The sequence below is a fragment of the Mesorhizobium sp. YL-MeA3-2017 genome, assembly GCF_030814575.1.
GTDB lineage: Bacteria > Pseudomonadota > Alphaproteobacteria > Rhizobiales > Rhizobiaceae > Mesorhizobium > Mesorhizobium terrae.
This window is the reverse complement of record NZ_JAUSVH010000001.1, coordinates 1,193,380-1,214,910: the sequence shown is the minus strand read 5'-3', so window position 1 is coordinate 1,214,910 and position 21,531 is coordinate 1,193,380. Positions and strand designations below refer to the sequence as shown.

The 21,531-nt window shown below is 64.0% G+C and carries 19 protein-coding genes; 16 read left to right on the top strand and 3 right to left on the bottom strand.

The genetic code is table 11. From position 1 onward, the window contains the following. Positions 1-142: 142 nt before the first annotated feature. The 8 genes from QFZ88_RS05685 to QFZ88_RS05650 all read left to right on the top strand — a co-directional run bounded on the left by QFZ88_RS05685 (position 143) and on the right by QFZ88_RS05650 (position 9,423). A complete protein-coding gene (locus QFZ88_RS05685; protein WP_024923548.1) occupies positions 143-952 on the top strand; it encodes a SapC family protein in 810 nt (269 codons plus the stop codon). A gap of 446 nt (positions 953-1,398) precedes the next feature. After that, the gene (locus tag QFZ88_RS05680) at positions 1,399-3,105 is read left to right on the top strand and encodes an ABC transporter substrate-binding protein (RefSeq protein WP_024923547.1); all 1,707 of its coding nucleotides are present in this window, start codon (positions 1,399-1,401) and stop codon (positions 3,103-3,105) included. A 31-nt stretch (positions 3,106-3,136) separates the two neighbouring features. Then, positions 3,137-4,120, top strand: a complete 984-nt coding sequence (locus QFZ88_RS05675; RefSeq protein WP_024923546.1) for an ABC transporter permease — start codon at positions 3,137-3,139, stop codon at positions 4,118-4,120. Further along, the gene (locus tag QFZ88_RS05670; RefSeq protein ID WP_024923545.1) at positions 4,117-5,019 is read left to right on the top strand and encodes an ABC transporter permease; all 903 of its coding nucleotides are present in this window, start codon (positions 4,117-4,119) and stop codon (positions 5,017-5,019) included. The genes QFZ88_RS05675 and QFZ88_RS05670 overlap by 4 nt, the downstream gene beginning before the upstream one ends. Continuing rightward, a complete protein-coding gene (locus QFZ88_RS05665) occupies positions 5,016-5,819 on the top strand; it encodes an ABC transporter ATP-binding protein (RefSeq protein WP_024923544.1) in 804 nt (267 codons plus the stop codon). The genes QFZ88_RS05670 and QFZ88_RS05665 overlap by 4 nt, the downstream gene beginning before the upstream one ends. Further along, positions 5,816-6,757 carry an ABC transporter ATP-binding protein gene (locus QFZ88_RS05660; protein ID WP_024923543.1) on the top strand — a complete coding sequence of 314 codons (942 nt, stop codon included), beginning with the start codon at positions 5,816-5,818 and terminating at the stop codon, positions 6,755-6,757. The genes QFZ88_RS05665 and QFZ88_RS05660 overlap by 4 nt, the downstream gene beginning before the upstream one ends. A 19-nt stretch (positions 6,758-6,776) precedes the next feature. Further along, positions 6,777-7,262, top strand: a complete 486-nt coding sequence (locus QFZ88_RS05655; protein ID WP_024923542.1) for a GNAT family N-acetyltransferase — start codon at positions 6,777-6,779, stop codon at positions 7,260-7,262. 136 nt (positions 7,263-7,398) lie between these two features. Beyond that, a complete protein-coding gene (locus QFZ88_RS05650) occupies positions 7,399-9,423 on the top strand; it encodes a beta-N-acetylhexosaminidase (protein ID WP_024923541.1) in 2,025 nt (674 codons plus the stop codon). Positions 9,424-9,566: 143 nt separating this feature from the next. Here QFZ88_RS05650 and QFZ88_RS05645 read toward each other — a convergent pair whose 3' ends face one another. After that, complete coding sequence (locus QFZ88_RS05645) at positions 9,567-10,763, bottom strand: ROK family transcriptional regulator (protein ID WP_024923540.1); 1,197 nt, start codon at positions 10,761-10,763, stop codon at positions 9,567-9,569. A gap of 141 nt (positions 10,764-10,904) precedes the next feature. Here QFZ88_RS05645 and QFZ88_RS05640 point away from each other — a divergent pair, with 141 nt between their 5' ends. From QFZ88_RS05640 to QFZ88_RS05605, 8 genes are all read left to right on the top strand, one after another. Then, the gene (locus tag QFZ88_RS05640; protein WP_024923539.1) at positions 10,905-12,152 is read left to right on the top strand and encodes an extracellular solute-binding protein; all 1,248 of its coding nucleotides are present in this window, start codon (positions 10,905-10,907) and stop codon (positions 12,150-12,152) included. A 27-nt stretch (positions 12,153-12,179) separates the two neighbouring features. After that, positions 12,180-13,067, top strand: a complete 888-nt coding sequence (locus tag QFZ88_RS05635) for a carbohydrate ABC transporter permease (protein WP_024923538.1) — start codon at positions 12,180-12,182, stop codon at positions 13,065-13,067. 23 nt (positions 13,068-13,090) lie between these two features. Beyond that, the gene (locus QFZ88_RS05630; RefSeq protein WP_179654224.1) at positions 13,091-13,906 is read left to right on the top strand and encodes a carbohydrate ABC transporter permease; all 816 of its coding nucleotides are present in this window, start codon (positions 13,091-13,093) and stop codon (positions 13,904-13,906) included. A gap of 2 nt (positions 13,907-13,908) precedes the next feature. Beyond that, on the top strand, positions 13,909-14,940 hold the full coding sequence (locus QFZ88_RS05625; RefSeq protein ID WP_024923536.1) for an SIS domain-containing protein: 1,032 nt from the start codon (positions 13,909-13,911) through the stop codon (positions 14,938-14,940). Next, entirely contained in the window at positions 14,930-15,877 is a 948-nt protein-coding gene (locus QFZ88_RS05620; RefSeq protein WP_024923535.1) for a carbohydrate kinase family protein, read from the top strand. Before QFZ88_RS05625 ends, QFZ88_RS05620 begins: the two co-directional genes overlap by 11 nt. A 108-nt stretch (positions 15,878-15,985) precedes the next feature. Beyond that, a complete protein-coding gene (locus QFZ88_RS05615; RefSeq protein WP_024923534.1) occupies positions 15,986-16,750 on the top strand; it encodes a FadR/GntR family transcriptional regulator in 765 nt (254 codons plus the stop codon). Positions 16,751-16,777: 27 nt separating this feature from the next. Then, complete coding sequence (locus QFZ88_RS05610) at positions 16,778-18,337, top strand: alkaline phosphatase family protein (RefSeq protein ID WP_024923533.1); 1,560 nt, start codon at positions 16,778-16,780, stop codon at positions 18,335-18,337. A gap of 110 nt (positions 18,338-18,447) precedes the next feature. Continuing rightward, positions 18,448-19,683, top strand: a complete 1,236-nt coding sequence (locus QFZ88_RS05605) for an MFS transporter (RefSeq protein WP_024923532.1) — start codon at positions 18,448-18,450, stop codon at positions 19,681-19,683. Between the two features lie 68 nt (positions 19,684-19,751). Here QFZ88_RS05605 and QFZ88_RS05600 read toward each other — a convergent pair whose 3' ends face one another. Both QFZ88_RS05600 and QFZ88_RS05595 read right to left on the bottom strand, forming a co-directional pair. Further along, complete coding sequence (locus QFZ88_RS05600; protein ID WP_024923531.1) at positions 19,752-20,204, bottom strand: RrF2 family transcriptional regulator; 453 nt, start codon at positions 20,202-20,204, stop codon at positions 19,752-19,754. 240 nt (positions 20,205-20,444) lie between these two features. After that, positions 20,445-21,431: a sulfate ABC transporter substrate-binding protein gene (locus QFZ88_RS05595; RefSeq protein ID WP_024923530.1), complete on the bottom strand. Its 987-nt coding sequence runs from the start codon at positions 21,429-21,431 to the stop codon at positions 20,445-20,447. Positions 21,432-21,531 lie beyond the last annotated feature (100 nt).

Genomic DNA, 21,531 nt, shown 5'->3' with positions numbered 1-21,531 from the left:
TTGATCATTTTTGGGGTGGTTGCCCTAGTGCCGGGCAACCGATGGACTTTTTCCCGACCTCTGGCGTATGACGCAACCGGACTGGAACGCGCGTGATGATCGTGTCGCGTCCTCGACAGACGTCGGCTAGGGGGAACGAGACATGACTGCAGGCAATGGCGGTACGGCAAAGAACGCAGCGACCGAGGGCGCCGGCGGGTTGCCGCTCTTCTATGCGCAGCCGGAGGCGATGAACCCAGGCCGCCACGGTTCCCTCGGCCTTGCCGCGCGAAACGATTTCTCTTTCACCCGTGCCGCGCATGCGCTGCCCGTCGTGACGGCCGAACTGCCGGCGGCGATGCGCTCCTATCCGATCGTCTTTGTTGGACCGGCTCACGCCCCCCTCGTCATCACCGGCCTGAGGCAAGGTGAGAACCTGTTTGTCGGCAAGGACGGCCAGTGGGCGAAACCGCACTACATTCCGGCCTATGTACGGCGCTATCCCTTCATCCTCGCCGACGATGGCGGCCAGGGTAGTGACCGCCTCGCACTTTGTGTCGACCGCGCCAGCGACCGGGTGGTCGAACAGGCCGAAGCGACGGCACGGGGCGACAAGGTCGCGCCGCTTTTTGCCGGCACCGAGGCGGCGGAAGCGACCAAGCAAGCGCTCGCCTTCTGCAATCAGTACCAGATCGACTTCAACGCCACCCGCACCATGGTCGACGGAATTGCCGCGCATGGGCTGTTCGTCGAGCGGCGCAGTACCGTGACACTGGAGACCGGCGAAATCCTCAACCTCACCGATTTCCAGGTGATCGACGAGGATGCCTTCAACAAGCTGAGCGACGAAGCATTCCTCGACCTCAGGCGATCCGGTGCGCTGACGCTGGTCTATTGCCACCTCGCGTCGACCAATAGCTGGAGCTCGCTGATCCACCAGGCCGGGCTGCACAAGGCAAACGGCCAGGGCTGACAGGCCGAACAAGACGCAAAATTTTGCATCGTCGGCGCCCGTCGAGACGGGACTGGATGACGATGCCGCATCGGCCGCTGACTTGTTCCAGCGGGGTGCGCCACCGGAAAATCATGGCTGCAGCGGCATGGCTATCCACAGCCACCGCGGGCAAAACGCGTGCGTAAAACTCGCTTCGCCAAGGTGAAGGAACCTGCCAGAGAGCAGCGTCAAGCCATTCTGGACGCTGGGATTTTGACGCCAAAAATCCACACCAGTGCGCGAATGGGCGCGCCCACAAAAACCCGCAACCCCTTGTGGGTCAAGGATTTTTGCGCCATTTATTGATTGTGACCAGTTGACGCAGCCATGGTTCGCTCATACCCTTAAATCAAATTGATTTATCTTATCCGCCAACAAGAGCGGAAGGGTCAATTCCAACCCAGGGGAACCGAACTATGCGTGCCATCAGAACGAATCCGTCTTCTTTGCGCCCCGCTGTATCGCGGCGGGGTCTGTTTGCCAGCGCGGCCTTCGCCGCACTCTCGATTGCCGCCGGATTGACCGTCGGACCTGCACCCGCCTCCGCGGAAGCCGTCCTCTCCATGCACATCGAGGAGCAGACGAGCTGGGTACAGAACTTCAATCCCTTCGATCTCGGCGGACGTCGCCAGAGCACGATGGATTTCATCTACGAGCCACTGGTCATCTTCAACGACTATGACAGCGGTAAGCCGATCTACCGGCTGGCTACAGGCTACAAATTCTCCGACGACCTGAAGTCGATTACCTACACGCTACGCGACGGCGTCAAATGGTCGGACGGCAAGCCGCTGACCTCGGCCGACATGAAATTCACCCTCGACATGATGTTGAAGAACCCGGCCGTCGACACGGTCGGCGTCGGTGAGACGGTCGCTTCTGTGGAGACGCCATCGCCGACGAAGGTCAAGATCAACCTCAAGGCCGTCGACACCCATTTCCCGGAATCGCTCGCCGATTTCCCGGTGGTGCCCGAGCACATCTGGAAGGACGTTAAGGACCTGCTCGCCTTCAAGAACGAGAAGCCGGTCGGTTCGGGCCCGATGACCGAAATCCGCCGCTTCACGCCGCAGGTCTACGAACAGTGCCGCAACCCCAATTACTGGGACGCCACGTCGCTCAAGGTTGACTGCCTGAAGCTACCGCAGATTTCCGGCAACGACCAGATGCTGGCGTTGCTGCCGGAAGGCTCGATGGACTGGATCGGTTCGTTCCTGCCCCAGATCGACAAGACTTATGTGGCGCTCGATCCGAAGAACAACGGCTATTGGCAGCCGCCGGCCGAGACCGTCGCCTTTCAGATGAATTTCAAGACGACCAATCCCGGCAACGCCGAGGCCTTCGCGGACATCAAGTTCCGCCATGCGTTCTCGCTGGCCATGGACCGCACCTCGATGGTCGACATCGCCGGCTTCGGCTATCCGGTGGTGAACCTGCATGCGTCGGGCCTGCCGCCGCGCTTCGAGTCCTGGCGCAACAAGGCCGCCGAGGGCGAGAAGGATGTGTGGATGGCCTATGACGTCGACAAGGCCAACAAGCTCCTTGACGACGCCGGCTACAAGAAGGGGGCCGACGGTTTCCGCACCACGCCGAGCGGCAAGCCGATCGCCTTCTCCATCGCCGTGCCAAACGGCTGGACCGACTGGATCGATGCCGTGCAGATCGCCACCGAGGGCCTGCGCAAGATCGGCGTGAACGCCTCCGTGGCGACGCCGGAATACGAGCAGTGGCAGAAGCAGATTATCGACGGCACCCTCGATGCGGTCATGAATTCGCGCGCCGACGGCCCGACACCGTTCCGCGGCTACTACCAGTCGCTGTCGACGGCTTTCGCCGGCCGCATCACCAGCGCGCCGTCGCGTTACTCCAACCCAGAACTGGACAAGGTGTTCGACGCCTATCGCAAGGCGACCTCCGACGAAGAGCGCAAGAAGCTGTTCAACGAGGTGCAGACGATCGTCGCCACCGACTTTCCGGTGGTGCCGGTGTTCAATGGCCCGACCTGGTACCAATACTCGACCAAGCGTTTCACCGGCTGGGTGACCAAGGACGAGCCGGCGATGAACCCCGAAGACCATGACAACAACCGGTTGCGGCTGATTCATCTGCTGCGCCTGAAGCCGGTGCAATAAGCGAAGGGAGCGAGACGAGGGGAGAGCGGCAATGCGGATACCTCTTCGACGGCTTGGGGTCTATCTGGCCGCTTTCCTGTTCGCCATCGTGGTCAATTTCACGCTTCCCCGGCTGATGCCGGGGAGCCCTGTCGACGGGATGATCGCGCAGCTTGGGCCGCGCGCCACTCCTGCCGCCATCGAAGCGATCAAGGCACGCTTCGGCGCGGTCGAGCAGCCGATGTGGTTGCAATTCGTCGATTACCTGAAAGGTCTGGCGACCTTCGATCTTGGCGTTTCGGTCAAATATTATCCGCAGACCGTCACCGAAGTACTCGGCCGCTCGGCCGGCTGGACCGCCTTCCTGGTGGTGACGGCGATCGCCTTTTCCCTCTGCGTCGGTGTCTCCCTCGGCGCGGGGGCAGCCTGGAGGCGAGGCGGACGCTTCGACGCGTTCGTCTCGCCCTTTTCCGTGGTGATGATCGCGGTGCCCCCGGTCATCATCGCGCTGGCCACACTGTTCATCTTCGGCGTGACGCTGCGCTGGTTCCCAGTCGGTTACGCCTACGACCCCAGTCTTGATCCTGGCATCAATTTCACTTTCTTCGGTTCGGTGTTCTGGCACGCGATCATGCCCGTTCTGACGCTCTCGCCCTATCTCATCGGCGAATTCCAGACGACGATGCGCTCCTCAATGATCTCGGTGCTGGGCGAGGACTACGTCACCATGGGCCGCGCCAAGGGCTTGAGCGATACGGCGGTAATGTTCGGCTATGCGGCGCGCAACGCCATGCTGCCGGTGATGACCAATCTGGCGCTGATGCTGGGCGCGGTGTTCGGCGGCTCGATCGTCACGGAAATCGTCTTCAACTATCCGGGCCTCGGGCTCACCTTGTTCACCGCCAGTGTGGCACGTGACTACCCAGTTATCCAAGGGCAGCTGCTCCTGATGACCATGGCCACGCTCGGCGCCAATCTCCTGGTCGACATCCTGTACGGCGTGATCGATCCGCGACTGAGAGAGGGGCAGGTATGAGCTCGAACTTCAGGCTGTTCTGGCGCCAGAAGAAGGCGGTCGCCGGTCTTGTAATCGTCGCGACGCTCTGCCTGATGGCGCTGTTTGCGCCGCTCATCGCGCCCGGCGATCCGGCCGCGCGCGTCGGCCGCTCGCACCAGGCGCCGACGGTGGAGCATTATTTCGGCACCACCAAGATGGGCCGGGACGTCTATTCGCAGTTCGTCTGGGGCGCGCGTCCGTCACTGGCTGTCGGCTTCGTGACCGGTCTCGCGATCACCGCGCTCGGCACGGCGATAGGGCTTGTCGCCGGCTATTTCGGCGGCCGCACCGACGCGACGCTGGACCTGATCACCAACGCGGTGCTGGTCATTCCCAACATACCGCTGCTCATCCTGCTCGCTTCCTTCGCCGGAACCGTCGGGCCGTTGGCGATCATGGCGATCATCGCCCTGACCTCGTGGCCGTGGGGCGCGCGCATGACAAGGTCGCAGACACTGGCGCTCAAGAACCGCGAGTTCGTGGTCGCCGCGCACATGGTCGGCGAGCCGCCATGGCGCATCATCTTCGTGGAGATATTGCCCAATCTGGTGCCGCTGATCGGCATCAACATCGTTGGCTCGATCATCTACGCCATCGTTGCGCAGACGACACTTGAATATCTCGGCTTCGGCGACCCGCTCAACGTCACCTGGGGCACCATGCTCTACAACGCGCAGAATTCCTCGGCGATCATCATCGGCGCCTGGTGGGATATCGGCGCGCCGGCGGTCGGCATCGCGCTGGTCGGACTTGGCCTTGCGCTGCTCAATTTCACCTTCGACGAGATCGCCAACCCGCAGCTTCGCTCCGGCCCCGCGCTCAGCCGCTGGCTGCGGCTCACTCGGCTGCGGGCGCGCGAACTGGAGGCCGCCCGGTGAACGCGCCCCTTTTGCAGATACGCGACCTTTCGGTCGGCTATCTTACCGACGACGGCGCCTTTCGCGCGGTCAAGAACGTGTCCTTCGATATCGGTCGCGGCGAACTTTTCGGGCTTGCCGGCGAGTCCGGTTGCGGTAAGAGCACGATTGCCTATGCGATCACGCGCCTGTCGAAGCCGCCGGCCTGGGTGGCGGGCGGCGAGGTGCTGCTTGACGGAGAGGACCTTTTGAGGCTGCCCGAGGCGGCGCTGCAGAAAGTGCGCTGGCGGCGCATCGGCATGGTCTTTCAGAGCGCGATGAATTCGCTCAACCCGCTGATGCGGATCGAGGCGCAGTTCCACGACGTGCTTTCGCGCCACACCGGTGCCAGCAAGGCACAATCTCGGGCGCGCGCCGAGGAGATGTTCAAGCTGGTCGGCATTCCAGCGGCCCGGCTCGACAATTATCCCTATCAGTTCTCCGGCGGCATGCGGCAGCGCATCGTCATCGCGATCTGCCTGGCACTGCAGCCTGAACTCATCATCATGGACGAGCCGACGACGGCGCTCGACGTGGTGGTGCAGCGCGAGATCCTGGAGCAGGTGATCGACCTGCAGCGCAGCCACGGCTTTTCGGTGCTGTTCATCACCCACGATCTGCATCTGATGGCACAGCTCTGCCACCGTATCGGCGTCATGCTGAAGGGCGAGCTGGTCGAGGTCGGCGACGTGCGCCAGGTGAGCCGCGCACCCGTGCACGACTATACGCGCAGGCTGTGGGGCGCGATCCCGCAATTGCCCGGCCACGGAGCCGCCGCATGAACGCGCAACCGACAGTCGACGTCGAAGGCGCGGAGGCGCTGACCGAACCGGTGGTGCGCCTCGATGGCGTCACACGCCATTTCGGCGCGGTGCAGGCGCTGCGCGGCATCTCGCTGTCGCTGAAGGCCGGCAAGGCCTTGGCGCTGGTCGGCGAATCCGGCTGCGGCAAGACCACTTGTGCGCGCATCATCGCCCGCATGGATGAGCCGACCGCCGGCACCATGCATTTCCGCGGACGCGACGTCACCCATCCCGGCGACAAGGCTGGCGAGGCTGCCTATCGCCGCGCTGTGCAGATGGTGTTCCAGGACCCGTTCGCTTCGCTGAACCCGGTCTTTTCCATCCAGCACCATCTGGCCCGGCCGCTGAAACTGCACGGGCACGCGAAAGGCAAGGCGGATGAGGTGCTGCGCGTCGCCGAGCTGCTTGCCTCGGTCGGCCTCGACCCCATGCTGACGGCGCGCAAGTTTCCGCACGAGCTTTCCGGCGGCCAGCGTCAGCGCGTCAACATCGCCCGCGCGCTCGCAGTGCGGCCGGGCGTGTTGGTGGCCGACGAGCCGACCTCGATGCTCGACGTGTCGATCCGGCTGGGTATCCTGGAACTGTTATCCCGCATCAAACGCGAGCGGCGGCTTGCGCTGCTCTACATTACCCACGACATTGCCACCGCGGCGCATGTCGCGGAGGAGGTGATCGTCATGTTCGCCGGCCAGATGGTGGAATGGGGCGGCACGGAAACCGTCATCCGCGATGCGCGGCATCCCTACACAAAGCTTCTGCTCTCGGCGGTGCCCGATCCCGACCGGCCCTTCGTTCCCGGCGACAGCGCGCGTTTCCTTGGTCATGCCGAGGAGGTGCGTCGCATCAGCCGGCCGGCGTCGGATAAGATCGAGCAGATCGGTCCCAACCATTTCATCCGCGTCCCCGACGCTTCATGAACCGAAACGGCAACAAAGCATGGACTATCTCGTCAATCTGAGCACCCTCAAGCCGGAGCCTTCGCTCGACAAGCGCCTGGAGAAGGCCGGCGTGACGATCCGGCGCGCGCTGGCGCCGGAGCTCGAGCTGGTCACTGGGTGGGTGCGGCGGAAATTTCATCCGTGGTGGTCGAGCGAAACGGCGATCGCCATGTCGCGGCAGCCGCCGACCTGTTTCCTTGCCACCCGCGCCGAAAAGCTGGTCGGCTTTTCCTGCCACGAGGCGATTGCGCGTGGTTTCTTCGGGCCGACCGGTGTAGACGAGGAGGCCCGGGGCCTTGGCATCGGCCACGCGCTGCTGCTCGCCTCGCTGTTCGATCTTCGCACCATGGGCTACGGCTATGCCATCATCGGCGATGTCGGTCCGTCGGAATTTTACGAGCGCACGGTGGGTGCCACGATGATCCCCAACTCCGAGCCCGGCGTCTATGCGGGCCTGTTGAAGTCGCCGCCATCTGATGAATAATGCGCCAGCTCGTCAAAGCGACGGGCGGGACGCGAAGCCGGAAGCTTCCACCTTCCTCCATGGGAAGGGTCCGGCCGGCAAGGGAAGCACCAACGCCGAAACCTCCCACGCAACGCTTGCCGATTGAAAGTGCGCCATGACCATTCAGCCGAAATCCGCCTTGCGCCTCAAAACCAACTGGACGCCTGCAACAGACGGTGAAAGCCTCGCCTATTCGCTGACGCTGACCAATCTGTCTTCCAAGCCGATGCAAGGCTTCAAGCTGTGCGTCAGTGGCCCAGCGCGCATCGATCCCGCCGCGGTGGTCGAGGGCGGCAGCCTGACCGCGCGCCTGTCCAACCATTCCGAATTGTCGCCGCCGGCGAGTTTCGTGCTGGAGCCCAATGCATCGTGGACCGTGACGGCTCGCGGGCTTTCCTATCCGCTGCGCCATTGGACGGACGGCGCCAACACTGCCTATGTTGCGCTGGCTGACGGCACGACGCTGCCAGTGGCGGTGGCTCCGACTCAGGCCAAGGGCGACAACGCGCCGCTGAAGCGCGGCGCCGAGATTTATCCCGTGCCGACGGTGGCGCCGGTCCCAGTTGCCATCGTGCCATGGCCGAACAACGTTTCGATATCCGGCCGGGCGCCAGTCCCGATGGGCTTCGCGCTCAAGGCCAAAGGTGCCGAGGCCGAAGCCGCCGCGGCAACCTTCGGCGAACTGGTGGACGGCTTGTTCTCGGTCGAAGGCATCGTGCGCCCGGAGGCAGAGGGCGGCCTGCCGGTGTCGTTGTCGCTTGCCGACGATTTCGGCCCCGAGGCCTATTCCATCCGCTTTGCCGCTGACCGCGTGGTGGTGTCGGGGAGGGCGCGCAACGGCCTGCTCTATGGGTTGATCACCCTTGGCCAGATGCTGCGCGGCGCGCGCCACCATCCCGAAACCTTCTTGTTTCCGGCCGAAGGTGAGATCAGGGATGAGCCGGCGCTCGGCTGGCGCGGCACGCATCTCGACGTGGCCCGGCATTTCTACGGCACGGCCGAGATCAGCCGCTTCCTCAAGATCATGGCCTGGAACAAGCTCAACCGATTCCACTGGCACCTGTCCGACGACGAGGCCTGGCGTATCGAGATTGATGCATATCCGGATCTGACCCGCATCGGCGCCTGGCGAGGCCACGGCCTGCCACTGCCACCCTTGCTCGGCTCCGGTCCGGCGCGCACCGGCGGTTATTACAACAAGGCCTCGGTCCGCGCCGTCGTCGCGCAGGCCGGACGTCTCGGCATCGAGGTGATCCCGGAAATCGACGTCCCCGGCCATTGCTATGCGATGCTGCAGGCGATCCCCGAACTGCGCGATCCCGCCGAACATGGCTTCTACCAGTCCGTGCAAGGGTTCCCCAACAATTGCCTCAACCCGGCGCGTGAAGAAACCTACCAGGTGCTGGAAACCGTCCTGGACGAGGTGATCGAACTGTTTCCGTTCAAGCGCATCCATGTCGGCGCCGACGAGGTGCCGATTGGCGCCTGGTCGGGCTCGCCGGAGGCGCTGGCGAGGCTCACGGAACTGGCCGGCCCGGAGGCTGCTGCCGCCCATGCCAGACGTCTCAACGTCATCACCAATCATCACGGCGCCGACGATATCGACGGCTCGGGTGCGGCGGTGCTGCAAGCGCAGTTTCTCGCCCGTATCCAGAGATTCCTGGCTTCGCGAGGCTGCATAACCGGTGGCTGGGAAGAAGCTGCGCATGGCGATGTCATCGAGAAAGAGAAAAGTTTCCTGAACGGCTGGCGCTCGGTTGAGGTGTCGGCGGCGCTTGCCGGTCGAGGCTACGACATCGTCGTCTGCCCGGGCCAGGTCTATTATCTCGACATGGCCAACAGCCCGGCTTGGTCGGAACCGGGCGCGGCCTGGGCCGGCTGGTCGGAACCGCAGACGCTCTACGAGTTCGATCCAGTCAAGGGATGGACGGACGAGCAGAAGAAACACTTCCTCGGCGTGCAGTGCTGTATCTGGTCAGAACCGATGTCTGACCGCGGCGTGTTCGATCGTCTCGTGTTCCCACGCATCTCGGCATTGGCCGAAACCGGCTGGACCAAGCCGGAGCGCAAATCCTGGGAACGTTTCAAGGCGCTGGCTGGCTTGATGCCCATCCTTTATGGCATTGCCGCGGTAGGGTAGGGGCGCGGCGCCACTATCAGTTGAGGAAACGGGGCGCGATCCCAGCGCGGTGAACTTCCGGCCTTACTGGCGGCTGGGATTTACACTGCTCGAAACCCGAAAAGCCGGGTACCTGGCTTTTCGTCCGCCAAGTGGATCGCCGCTTACCCGAACGGCTTCTGCAGCACGTCGAATTGCGGGTTGGTCTCCGAAAAGATCGGCAGCGCGGCGGCGCCGAGTACCGGCGTGTCCTTGCCGGTGGCGCCCACCATCACGCGCGGCACGCTGCGCGCGAGCGAGGACGAGACCGACAGGTGCAATGGCTCGAGCCGGCTGGCCAGAAGCTCGATGACCGACAGCGGCATGAAGCCGCCAAGCACCACCGTCTCCGGATCGAAGGCCAGTTCGAGCACGTCGATCGCCTGTCGCAGCGGACCGGCCGCCTGGTCGACCCAGGCGAGAAGACGTTCGTCGCCAGCGGCCAGGAGTTGTTCCAGCTGGTCGGGTGATGCGTGGTCGGGGTCCGGCAGTTCCAGGCAATCATAGGCCGCACGCAACGACACATAGCGCTCCAGGCAGCCGCGCTTGCCGCAGAAGCAGCCAAGCCCGTCCGGCTGCACGATCATGTGGCCGATCTCACCGGCATTGTGGCGGCTGCCTTTGTAGAGATGGCCATCAAGGAACAGTCCGGCGCCGAGCCCGGTGCCGATAAACAGATAGACGAAGCTGTTGAGGTTCCTCGCTACGCCGTAGAGGCGTTCGCCGATCGCGGCGGCGGTGGCGTCGTTCTCGAAGGTCACCGGCATGCCGGTCAGCCGCTCCAGTTCGGCGGCCACCGGGAAACCCTGCCAGCCGGGCAGGGCGGTAGGCCCGACCGAGGTCATGCCCTCGACGTCGAAGGGACCGGGCATCGCCATGCCGATGCCGAGCAGGCGCGAGCGGAAGGCGTGGGCGAGTTCTTCGGTCATCGATGCCAGCAGCGGCATTGCTTCGGTCGGGATCGGCCGGTCGACGCCGCGTTCCAGCCTGGCGCGCACCGTGCCGGACAGGTCGGTGACGACGCCAACTGCAAGCTGATGGTCGAGCTGCAAGCCGATCGAATAGCCGCCATTGGGGTCGATGGAATAGGGCACAGCCGGTTGCCCGCGTGCACCTTTCTGCGTGGCTTCGGCGCGTAGCAGGCCGGCGCGTTCGAGCTCGTCGACGATATTGGAAATGGTCTGCGAACTCAAAGCGGTAAGCCGCGCGATCTGCGCGCGCGACAACGCGCCGTTGGTCCTGATCGCCTCGATCACGACGCGGCGATTGTGGGATTTGGCTTGCTCGAGATTGGTACCGGCGACGGGTCTTTTGAGGGTCATGAAAAGTCTCTACGCGACTTCCGCCGATTATGGTCAAAATTATAAGCCAATCAACTTGATTTAATTAATTCGACATGGTGTATTCCCGCCGGGCTGCCTGGGCGCAATGCGTGGGTCAGTCAGCAAATCGGGAGGAATACCATGAACAGGTTTTTCAAGGGCGCGGCCTGCGGGCTGGCGCTCATGGTGCACCAGTCGCTGCCGGCGTCCGCCGCCGATGTGACGCTGAATGCCATCTTCATGAAGCAGGCGGCCTACAGCGAAGACGACACCAAGGCGATGGCCAAGGCCTTCGAGGACGCCAATCCAGGCACGAAGGTCAATCTGGAATTCGTGCCTTACGAGGCGCTGCACGACAAGATCGTCGCCGCCCAGGGCGCCGGCGCTTCGGGCTACGATGTCGTTCTGTTCGACGTGATCTGGCCGGCCGAGTTCGCCACCAAGGGCTTCCTGATGGATGTCACCAGCCGCGTGCAGGCCGCCGACAAGGACAAGATCTTCGACGGCGCGTGGACCACGGTGAATTATGACGGCAAGACCTGGGGCATGCCCTGGATCCTCGACACCAAATATCTCTTCTACAATGAAGACATGCTGAAGCAGGCCGGTATCGCGGCCCCGCCGAAGACCTTCGAGGAGCTGGCTGAGCAGGCCAAGATCATCAAGGACAAGGGCATCGCCAAATATCCGGTCGTGTGGAGCTGGAGCCAGGCCGAAGCGCTGATCTGCGACTACACATCGATGGTTGGCGGCGCCAAGGGTTCCTTCATCAAAGACGGTAAGCTGAACTTCGACACCGGTGGTTCGGTCGAGGCGGTCAGCTACATGAAGAAGACGCTGGACGACGGCATCACCAATCCGAACTCGCGCGAATATCTGGAAGAGGACGTGCGCAAGGTGTTCTCGGCCGGCGAGGCGGCGTTCGCGCTCAACTGGACCTACATGTACAACATGGCCAATGACCCCAAGGAGAGCAAGGTTGCCGGCAAGGTCGGCATCGTCCCGGCTCCCGGCTTCAAGGGCAAGGCCGCGGCCTCGGCCGTCAACGGCTCGATGGGCCTTGGCATCTCGGCCGGTTCCAAGCACGCCGACGAAGCCTGGAAGTTCATCACCTTCATGACCTCGCAGGCGACGCAGAACAAATACGCCAAGCTCAGCTTGCCGATCTGGAAGTCGTCCTATGAGGATGCGGCCGTGACCAAGGGGCAGGAGAAGCTGATCGACGCCGCCAAGGTGTCGCTCGACGTCATGTTCGCCCGGCCGACGACGCCGTCCTATCCCGAGCTGTCGTCGATCCTGCAGAAGAATATCCAGCAGGTGCTGCTCGGCCAGGCTCCGACGGACGATGCCTTGAAGGCGGCGACCAAGGCTGCCGGACGGCTGCGTTAAGCACCGTCCCCAAGGAGCGCAGCCGTCATGGCCCAAGCACAACAGGACCGGACGGCTTGGCTTCTGCTCACGCCCATGATCGCGATCATGGTGCTGGTGACGGCCTTCCCGCTCCTCAATACATTGTGGCTGGCGTTCACCGACGCCAGCCTCACCGGCCAGGGCTATGTGTGGCAGTGGGTCGGGTTCGAGAACTTCGCCTATATCCTCGACGATGCCGATTTCCGCGCCGCCGTCGGCCACACCGCCTATTTCACCGTGTTCTCGGTCTCGGCCGAAGTTGTGCTCGGCGTGCTGGTCGCGCTGCTGCTCAACCAGGAATTCAGGGGGCGGGCCTATGTGCGGGCGCTGCTCATCCTGCCCTGGGCTCTGCCCACCATCGTCAACGCGGTGATGTGGCGGCTGATCTACAACCCCGAATATGGCAGCCTCAACGCGCTACTCACCCAGGTCGGCCTGCTCGATGCCTACAGGTCGTGGCTCGGCGACCCGTCGATGGCGATGAACATGGTCATCCTCGCCGACGTCTGGAAGAACTATCCGCTGATCGCGCTGATCGCGCTGGCCGGTTTGCAGACAGTGCCGAAGGATCTCTACGAGGCCGCCATTATGGATGGCGCCAATGCCTGGATCCGGTTCTGGAAGATCACCATTCCCGGCATCATGGGTTCGCTGACGGTGGCGATGGTGCTGCGCGCCATCGAGGCCTTCAAGGTGTTCGACATCTTCTATGTGATGACGCGCGGCGGGCCGGCCGATTCCACCAAGACGGTGTCGTTCTTCGTCTACCAGGAATCCTTCACCTATCTGCGCGCCGGCAGCGGCGCCGCCTACGCGCTGACCGTGACGACGATGAGCGCGATGATGATTGCAGTCTATGTCGTCATGCTGATCAGGCGGGAGAAACGCTCGTGAGACGCAGCCTCTTTGCCACGGTCATGATCTATGTCGCCGTCGCGGCCTTCGTGGTGTCTGTATTGGCCCCGGTCGCATGGCTGTTCATCATGAGCATCTCGAACGCCAACGACCTCACCACCATCCCGCTGCGCTGGATACCCGCCGAGCCGGACTTCTCGCGTTATGCGCGGCTGTTCTCGCTGGAAGAGGGCTCGGCCGGCCTGGCCTTCCTGTCGGCATTGCGCAATTCCATCGTCGTGGCGGTCAGCGCCACAGTGATCGCGCTCGCTGCCGGCATACCGGCCGCCTATTCCTTCTCGCGCTTTCCCGGCCGCATGCCGCTGCTTTATGCGGTGATCGTCACCTACATGATGCCGCCGGTTGCGCTGATCCTGCCGCTCTACAAGGTGTTTTCCACGCTCGGCCTGCTCAACAACGTCACCTCGCTGATCATCGTCTATTGCACGATCCTGCTGCCCTTCGTGACCTGGCTGATGAAGTCGGGCTTCGACGGCGTGCCGGTGGAGATCGAACAGGCTGCCTCGATCGATGGCGCCAGCCTGTTCCAGATCCTGCGCTACATCACCTTGCCGGTGGCGGCCGCCTCGACGGGCGCGGCGGCACTTTTCGCGCTGCTCCTGGCCTGGGACGAGTTCTTCTACGCGCTGCTCTATACCAGCGACACCCGCGCCAAGACCCTGCCGGTGGCGATCGCCGACTTCGCGGCCGGCCGCGCCACAGACTACGGGCTGATCTCGGCGGTCGGTCTTCTGGCGGCTCTGCCGCCGGTGCTGATCGGCTTCTTCCGGCAGAAATCGCTGCTTTCCGGCCTGTCCGCCGGCAGCGTGAAAGGCTGACCATGACGAGGGGGACAATGGGCGAGGGGATCGGCCTGGCGCGTTTGCAGGCCGAGATGGCAAGGCAGGGCGCGGACGCACTCGCCTCGCTGACGGGAAATGCGGTTGTCGCCGCCGAACTGGCGGCCAGCATTGCCCGTACCGGCAGTCTGGTGCTGGTCGGCATGGGGGCTTCGCACTACGTCAATCGCATCGTCGAGCCGGCATGGCGCAAGGCGGGTGTCGACTGCCGCGCTGAAACAGCCGGCGACATTCTACAGCAGGATTTGCCGGTGCGGCCGCGCACGCTGGTGCTGGTGTCGCAGTCGGGCGAATCCGGCGAAATCCTGCAGCTGCTCGACCGGCTGCCGCACAACAGTGACCTGTTCGGCATGACGCTTGCCCCGCAAAGCACGCTCGGCCGCACGCTGCCTTGCCTCATTGGCGCCGGCGGGCAGGAAGTGGCTTTCGCGGCGACGCGGAGCCTTACCGTCACGCTCGCCCTGCATGCCGCGGCGCTCGCTGTGCACGGGGTGGGCGAAGAAGACCTCGCCGCGATGCTTGCGACACCACCACTGCCCGATGTCGATGCCGCGCTCGCGGCCTTGGCGTCGAAGACGTCGATCATCATCGCCGGGCGCGGCGAACTGCGCGGCCTTGCCGAGGCGAGCGGCCTGATCCTGATGGAACTCGCGCGCATTCCGGCCTTCGGTTTCGAGTTCGGCCAGTTCCGCCACGGTCCGCTGGAAGCATTGGCTCCCGAACTCGGCGTGCTGTTGCTGCGCGGTCCGGGTTCGCTGAGCGCGGGGACGGTGACGCTGGCAAAGGCGGCAGCCGGCGCAGGCAGCCCGCCGGTCATCTTCGATTGCAGCGGCGAGGCTACGATCGACGGTGCGGTGACTGTTTCGTTTCCGCCCCGAGAAGGGCTCGGCGCGGTGGCCGCCATGCTGCCGGCCCTGCAAAAACTCATCATTGCCATAGCCGGCCGGAAGGTGACCGGCGTCGGCGAGCCGGTGCGCTCGACGAAAATTACCGGAATAGACCATGAAGCATGAACGCCCGCAGCCATCGCAACGACCGTCCATCCACGTCATTGGCGGCGTGATGGTCGATCTGATCATGGGGCCGGTGACGCCATGGCCGCGTCCCGGCACGGAAACCTTCGTTGACCATTCCGAGTTGCGCGCCGGCGGCCCGGCCGGCAATACCGGCCTGGCGCTCAAGGCGCTGGGCGTGCCGCACCATATCGTCTGCAATGTCGGCAGCGACATGTTCGGCGAATGGCTGGTCGAGACCTTCGGCGATGCCGCCAGCGCCTGGCCCAGGGTAGCGACGCCGACGGCCTTGTCGGTCGGCGTCGAACATCCCGGCGGCGAGCGGTCCTTCCTGACAACGGCCGGCAATCTCGCGGTTCAGACCCCGCAGAGCATGCTGGCGATGCTGCCGGAAAGAGCGCGTCCCGGTGACATCGCTCTGCTGACCGGTTCCTTCCTCTATCTCGACCTGATCGATGCCTTCGACACGATGCTGGCAGCCGTTTCGGCGCGCGGTTTCGAGGTGGCACTCGACACTGGCTGGCCTTCGGATGGCTGGACGGATACGATCAAGGCGCACACCATGGCCTGCCTCGCCCATTGCGACCATGTGCTGCTCAACGAGATCGAGAGCCTGTCGCTGTCGGGCGAGAAGACGGTGGAGGCCGCGGCCTGCTGGCTTGCCGACCATGCCAAGCCCGGTGCCATCGTCGTCATCAAGCGTGGCGGCGAGGGCGCATCGGCCTGGCGCGACGGTGCGCTCGTGCATGTGCCGGCACCGGCTGTTGCGGTGGTGGACACCACCGGCGCGGGCGACACGTTCAATGCCGGCTATCTTGGCGCCTTGCTGGACGGAGTGCCGCTGGAAGACGCGTTGCGCGCCGGCGTTGCTGTGGCCTCGGCGGCGATCGCATCCTCGCCGCGCCGATACGTCTCGCTGGAAGTCGCGCTGAGCTAGGCTGCGGTCCATGCTTCCCATGGCTGGCGCCTTGACATGGTGGCCAAGCCCGGACTTCTTGGTCGATGCGTGTGGTCATGGTTCGGGCCGGCGCCGACAAGGGGAAGCATGCGAGCGGCTAGGCGGAAAATAGAAGACACTGGTACTATAAATATCGAGCCCATCGACGGCGCCACCGCGCGCCGTGCCGGCTCGAGCGTGCACGCTTCCGTCGCGCACGAAATCGGCCTCAGGATCGTGCGCGGTGACTATCCGCCCGGCACCATCCTACCCAATGAGGCGAAGTGGGCCGAGACGTTCAATGTCAGTCGTTCGGCGGTTCGCGAAGCCATCAAGATGCTGATGGCCAAGAGCCTGCTTGCCTCGCGGCCGAAGGTCGGCAGCCGGGTCGAGCCGCGCGAGCGCTGGAACCTGCTCGACCGCGATGTGCTTGGCTGGTACGCCACTTCGCCCAACCGTGGCCCCTTCCTGCGTACGGTGCAGGAATTCCGCCACCTGATCGAACCGGAGGCGAGCGCCTTTGCCGCCATGCGCCGTACCGACGCGCAGATGGAGGAGATCAGCCGCGCATGCCGCGATATGAAGGATGCAATAACGCTGGAAGAGCGCACGCGCGCCGACACGCGCTTCCATCTCGCCATCCTGCGCGCTTCCGGCAACGATCTGCTGGTGCCGCTCGGAGTGCTGATCGAACAGGCCTTCGACCACCTGTTCGTGCATGTGACGCGAGAGGGGGACGACCTCGAGACCGCGCAGAAACTGCACGAACTGGTCGAGAAGAACATCCGTCTGCAGCGGCCGGATGCCGCGCGCGCCGCAGTGCGCAAGCTGCTCGCCAACACCGACAAGGTGGTGGGCCGCGAGCCCGAATGACCTTCCAACGGACAGACTCGACCTAGAATGACGACGAAGCCGCAGCGCCCGAACGTGCTCTTCATTTGCGCCGACCAGTGGCGTGGCGACTGCCTGTCGGCGCTAGGCCATCCTAATGTGCGCACGCCGAACCTCGATGCGCTCGCCGCCGACGGCGTATTGTTTCGCCAGCATTTCGGCCAGTGCACGCCGTGCGGGCCGTCGCGCACCAGCCTCCTGACCGGCCTTTATCTGATGAACCACCGCTCCGGCCGCAACGGCACGCCGCTCGATGCGCGGCACAGCAACATCGCGCTGGAGGCGCGCAAGGCGGGCTACGAGCCGGCCCTGTTCGGCTATACCGACACCAGCCTCGATCCGCGCGGGCGCCACCCCAACGATCCGGCGCTGACCGGCTACGACAAGGGCGTGATGCCGGGTTTCGTGACACCGCTGCATCTGCCCGACGACATGGCACCGTGGGTGGCTGATCTCGTGGCGCGCGGCTACCGGCTGCCGCACGGCCGCGGCGATGTTTTCCGGCCGCGACCGGACTTCGAGAAGCCGGCGGATCGCGGCTTTCGTTACATCCCCACCATCTTCCCGGCCGAACAGAGCGAGACGGCCTATCTTGCTGACCGTTTCCTGGAATGGCTGGCGGTGCGCGACGAAAAACCGTGGTTCGCGCATCTGGTCTTCTACCGGCCGCATCCACCGTTGATCGCGCCGGAACCCTACAATCGAATTGTCGATCCCGCCGACGTGACGCTGCCTGCGCGGGCGGCAAGCCTAACGCAGGAAAAGCGCCAGCATCCGCTGCTTGCCTATGAGCTCGACAGGCTGAGCGAACCCGGCCTTTATGACGAGCACAGCCCGCTTGATCCGGTCTCTGCGGAGGAATTGGAAATCCGCCAGATGCGAGCGACCTATTACGGGCTCATCGCCGAGGTCGACCACCATATCGGCCGCATCGTCGCGCATCTGAAACGGACCGGCGAATATGACCGCACGCTGATCATCGTCACCAGCGACCATGCGGAGATGCTGGGCGAGCACCATGCCTGGGGCAAGGAGATCTATTTCGACGGCGCCTTCCACCTGCCGCTGGTGATCCGCGACCCTCGTGCCGAGGCCGATGCGGGCCGTGGATCGACCGTAGATGCGCTGACCGAGGCCGTTGACATCATGCCGACCATCCTCGATTGGCTGGGGCTCGAAAAGCCGCGGGCCTGCGACGGCCGTTCGCTGATGCCGCTGTTGCATGGCGCCACGCCAACCGATTGGCGCGACGCCGTGTTCTTCGAGCACGACTTCCGCACCGTGGCGACGCAGAAGGTGGAAATGGCACTCGGCATCGCCTCCGACCAGTGCAGCTATGCGGTGGTGCGCGACCGGCACTACAAGTATGTGCATTTCGCGGCCCTACCGCCACTGCTGTTCGATCTGGCTCAAGACCCGCATGAGATGACGAACCTGGCCGACCGACCCGAAATGGCGCCGATCGTTCTGCGCTATGCACAGAAGATGCTCGACTGGCGGCTGACCCATGCCGAGCGCACGCTGACCAACATGGTGCTGACCGAGGGCGGTGTCGTTTCCCTTCCTTGAAGTGCGTTGCCCGATATCTGGTATCATTTCTTGGGCCAGATTGGTGCTGCCGGGCGAGTGCGGAAAGGCGCATGAGTTCCGAGCCTACCGCAAGGAGCCCGGGCCCAGACATGAACCAGCATCCCGTCCGGCCGGTGGACGCGGCCTCCGTCATCGATGGCCGCAAGGCTTGGATACGCCTCGCCATCTCGGTGGCGCTTGGCACGATCGGCGCGGTCGGCATGTGGGCGGTGGTGGTGGTGTTGCCAGCGGTGCAGGCCGAATTCGGCGTCGACCGTGCCGATGCTTCGTTGCCCTATACGGCGACAATGATCGGTTTTGCCGCCGGCAACGTGCTGGTCGGCCGGGCCGTCGACCGCATGGGTTACTGGCTGCCGGCGCTCTTGTCGGCGCTGACCCTTGGCGCCGGCATGGTGCTGGCATCCTTTGCCGGCTCGATCCTGCAATTCACGCTGGCGCAGGGCATCCTCGTCGGCTTCGGCACGGCGGCGATCTTCGGTCCGCTGGTTGCAGACATCTCGCATTGGTTCAACCGGCGCCGTGGCGTGGCCGTCGCCTTTGCCGCCTGCGGCAACTATCTGGCGGGCGCCCTGTGGCCGGTGGTGATACCGCCGCTGATGCATGCCGAAGGCTGGCGCACCACTTATCTCGGCATCGGCATATTCTGCGTCGTCACCATGGTGCCGCTGACGCTGATGCTGCGCGAAGGCGCCCCGCGCGAGGCGGCTGCCAACACCCCCGGCGGGCGGCGCGTGCAGCCGATCCCACTGTCGCCGGCGACGCTGCAAGGCCTGCTCATCGTTGCCGGTTTCGGCTGCTGCATGGCCATGGCGATGCCGCAGGTGCATATCGTCGCCTATTGCATGGACCTCGGCTATGGCGTGGCGCGCGGCGCCGAGATGCTGTCGATCATGCTCGCCGGCGGCGTGGTCAGCCGCATCGCCTCGGGTTTCGTCGCCGACCGCATCGGCGGCGTGAAGACGCTGCTGATCGGCTCGGCGCTGCAGTGCCTGGCGCTGCTGTTCTACATCCCCTTCGACGGGCTGGCCTCGCTCTACATCGTCTCACTGGTCTTCGGCCTGTCGCAGGGCGGCATCGTGCCGTGCTACGCCATCATCGTGCGCGAATATATGCCGGCGGCCGAAGCCGGCCAACGCGTCGGCCTGGTGATGATGGCAACGATCTTCGGCATGGCGGCGGGCGGCTGGATGTCGGGCTGGATCTATGACCTCTACGGCTCTTACAGCGCTGCCTTCCTGAACGGCATCGCCTGGAACCTGGTCAATCTCGCGGCGATGCTGCTGTTGCTGTGGTTGGTGGGACGGGTGAAGGCGGCGACCGTGTGACGCTCATCGCGGCGGGGAGCCGGTAACTCGTTCCACCGCAGGCCGTTTCGAACAGGGTGGAACGTGAGCTAGTTGGACTGCGTCGACAGTTCCGCCGGATAATCGTCATTGTCGGCGTCGCGCATGGCGGCCAGGCTGCGGTTGTCGAGCACGTCGGCGATGGCCTGACGCACTTCCAGCATCATATGGCGCACTTCGCAGGTCGCCTCGTTGCAGTCCTCGCAGCGCTGATACTGCGTGCGACTGGCGCAAGGGATCGGCGCCAGCGGCCCGTCGAGCACGCGCACAACATGACCGATCTTGATCTCGGCGGCGGGCCTGGCCAGCCGATAGCCGCCATCCTTGCCCTTGCGGCTCTGCACGAAGCCGGCATTGCGCAGTTCGCCGAGGATGGCGTCGAGGAATTTCTTCGGGATGTTGTTGGCAACGGCGATGTCGTTGACGAAGGCCAGTTGCCCGACCGGCATGCGCGACAGATGCACGAGAGCCTTGAGCCCGTATTTGCCTTTTTTGGTGAGCATGCCCGACACTGCTTGATCCGCGATCCGACCAGCCATTTGCCGGCTGTTTGTGCGCAAATCATGGCAGGATCGGCAGCCTGAACGCGCATTGGGAGAATAGAGTTCAGTGTTTTGATATACAATAAGAAGAGCGTTGATTTTTCGTGACTTTTCGAAATCTTCGAGTGAATTGGTCGACCCCGCGGCCATAAATGAAAAAGCCGGCTTGCGCCGGCTTTTTGCGTGGAGCGTCGTGCCGCCTCAGCGGTTGCCGTAGATCTGGTCGAGCAGCGCGCCTTCGCCGAAGTGGTCTTTCTGGACCTTCGCCCAGCCGCCGAATACGTCCTCGACGGTGACGAGGCGCACGGCGGGGAACTTGTCCTTGAACTCGGCCGCGACCTTTTCGTCACGCACGCGCACGCCGTTCTCGGCCTCGATCTTCTGGCCTTCGGGAGTGTAGAGGAAGTCGAGATAGGTCTTGGCCAGGTCGCGGGTGCCGTGCTCGTCGGCAACCTTGTCGACGATGGCAACCGGGAACTCGGCCAAAAGGCTGACCGACGGTGTCACCTGCTGGTATTTGTCGGCACCATATTCGCGGGCAATGCCCTGGGTTTCGGACTCGAAGGTGATCAGCACATCGCCGATGCCGCGTTCAGCGAAGGTGGTGGTGGCGGCGCGGCCACCGGTGTCGAACACCGGCACGTTGTTGAAGATCTTGGTGAGGAACTCCTTCACCTTGGCTTCGTCGCCATTAAACTTCTCTTTGGCGTAGGCCGCCGCCGCCAGATAGGTGTAGCGTGCATTGCCCGAGGTCTTGGGGTTCGGGAAGATCACCTGAACGCCTTCGCGGGCGAGATCATCCCAATCCTTGATGTTCTTCGGATTGCCGGCCCTGACCAGGAAAGAGGGCAGTGAATAGAAGGGCGAGGCGTTGTTGGCGAAATCTTTCTGCCAGTCGGCCGAGACAAAACCCTGCTTGACCAGGAAATCGACGTCCGGAACCTGGTTGAAGGTCACCACGTCGGCGCCGAGGCCTTCGACGATGGAGCGCGCCAGCTTCGAGGTGCCGGCGTGCGACTGGTCGATGGTGGTGCCCGGATGCTTTTCGACGAAGGCCTTGTTGATCTGCACGAACAGTTCGCGGCCAACGTCATAGGAAGCGTTGAGCAGCTTGTCGGCGGCCAAAGCGGGCGCGGCAGCGAGGATCAGACCGGCCAGGGCGGCACCGGCAAGCAAAAGGCGTCTCATGAAAAGGCTCCGTTCAAAAAAACATCAGGAGCCTCGCACCATAAAGCCCGCGCCGCGCAACACGAGGCATGCGGGCTTCAACAGCCGTCGTGGAATTGGA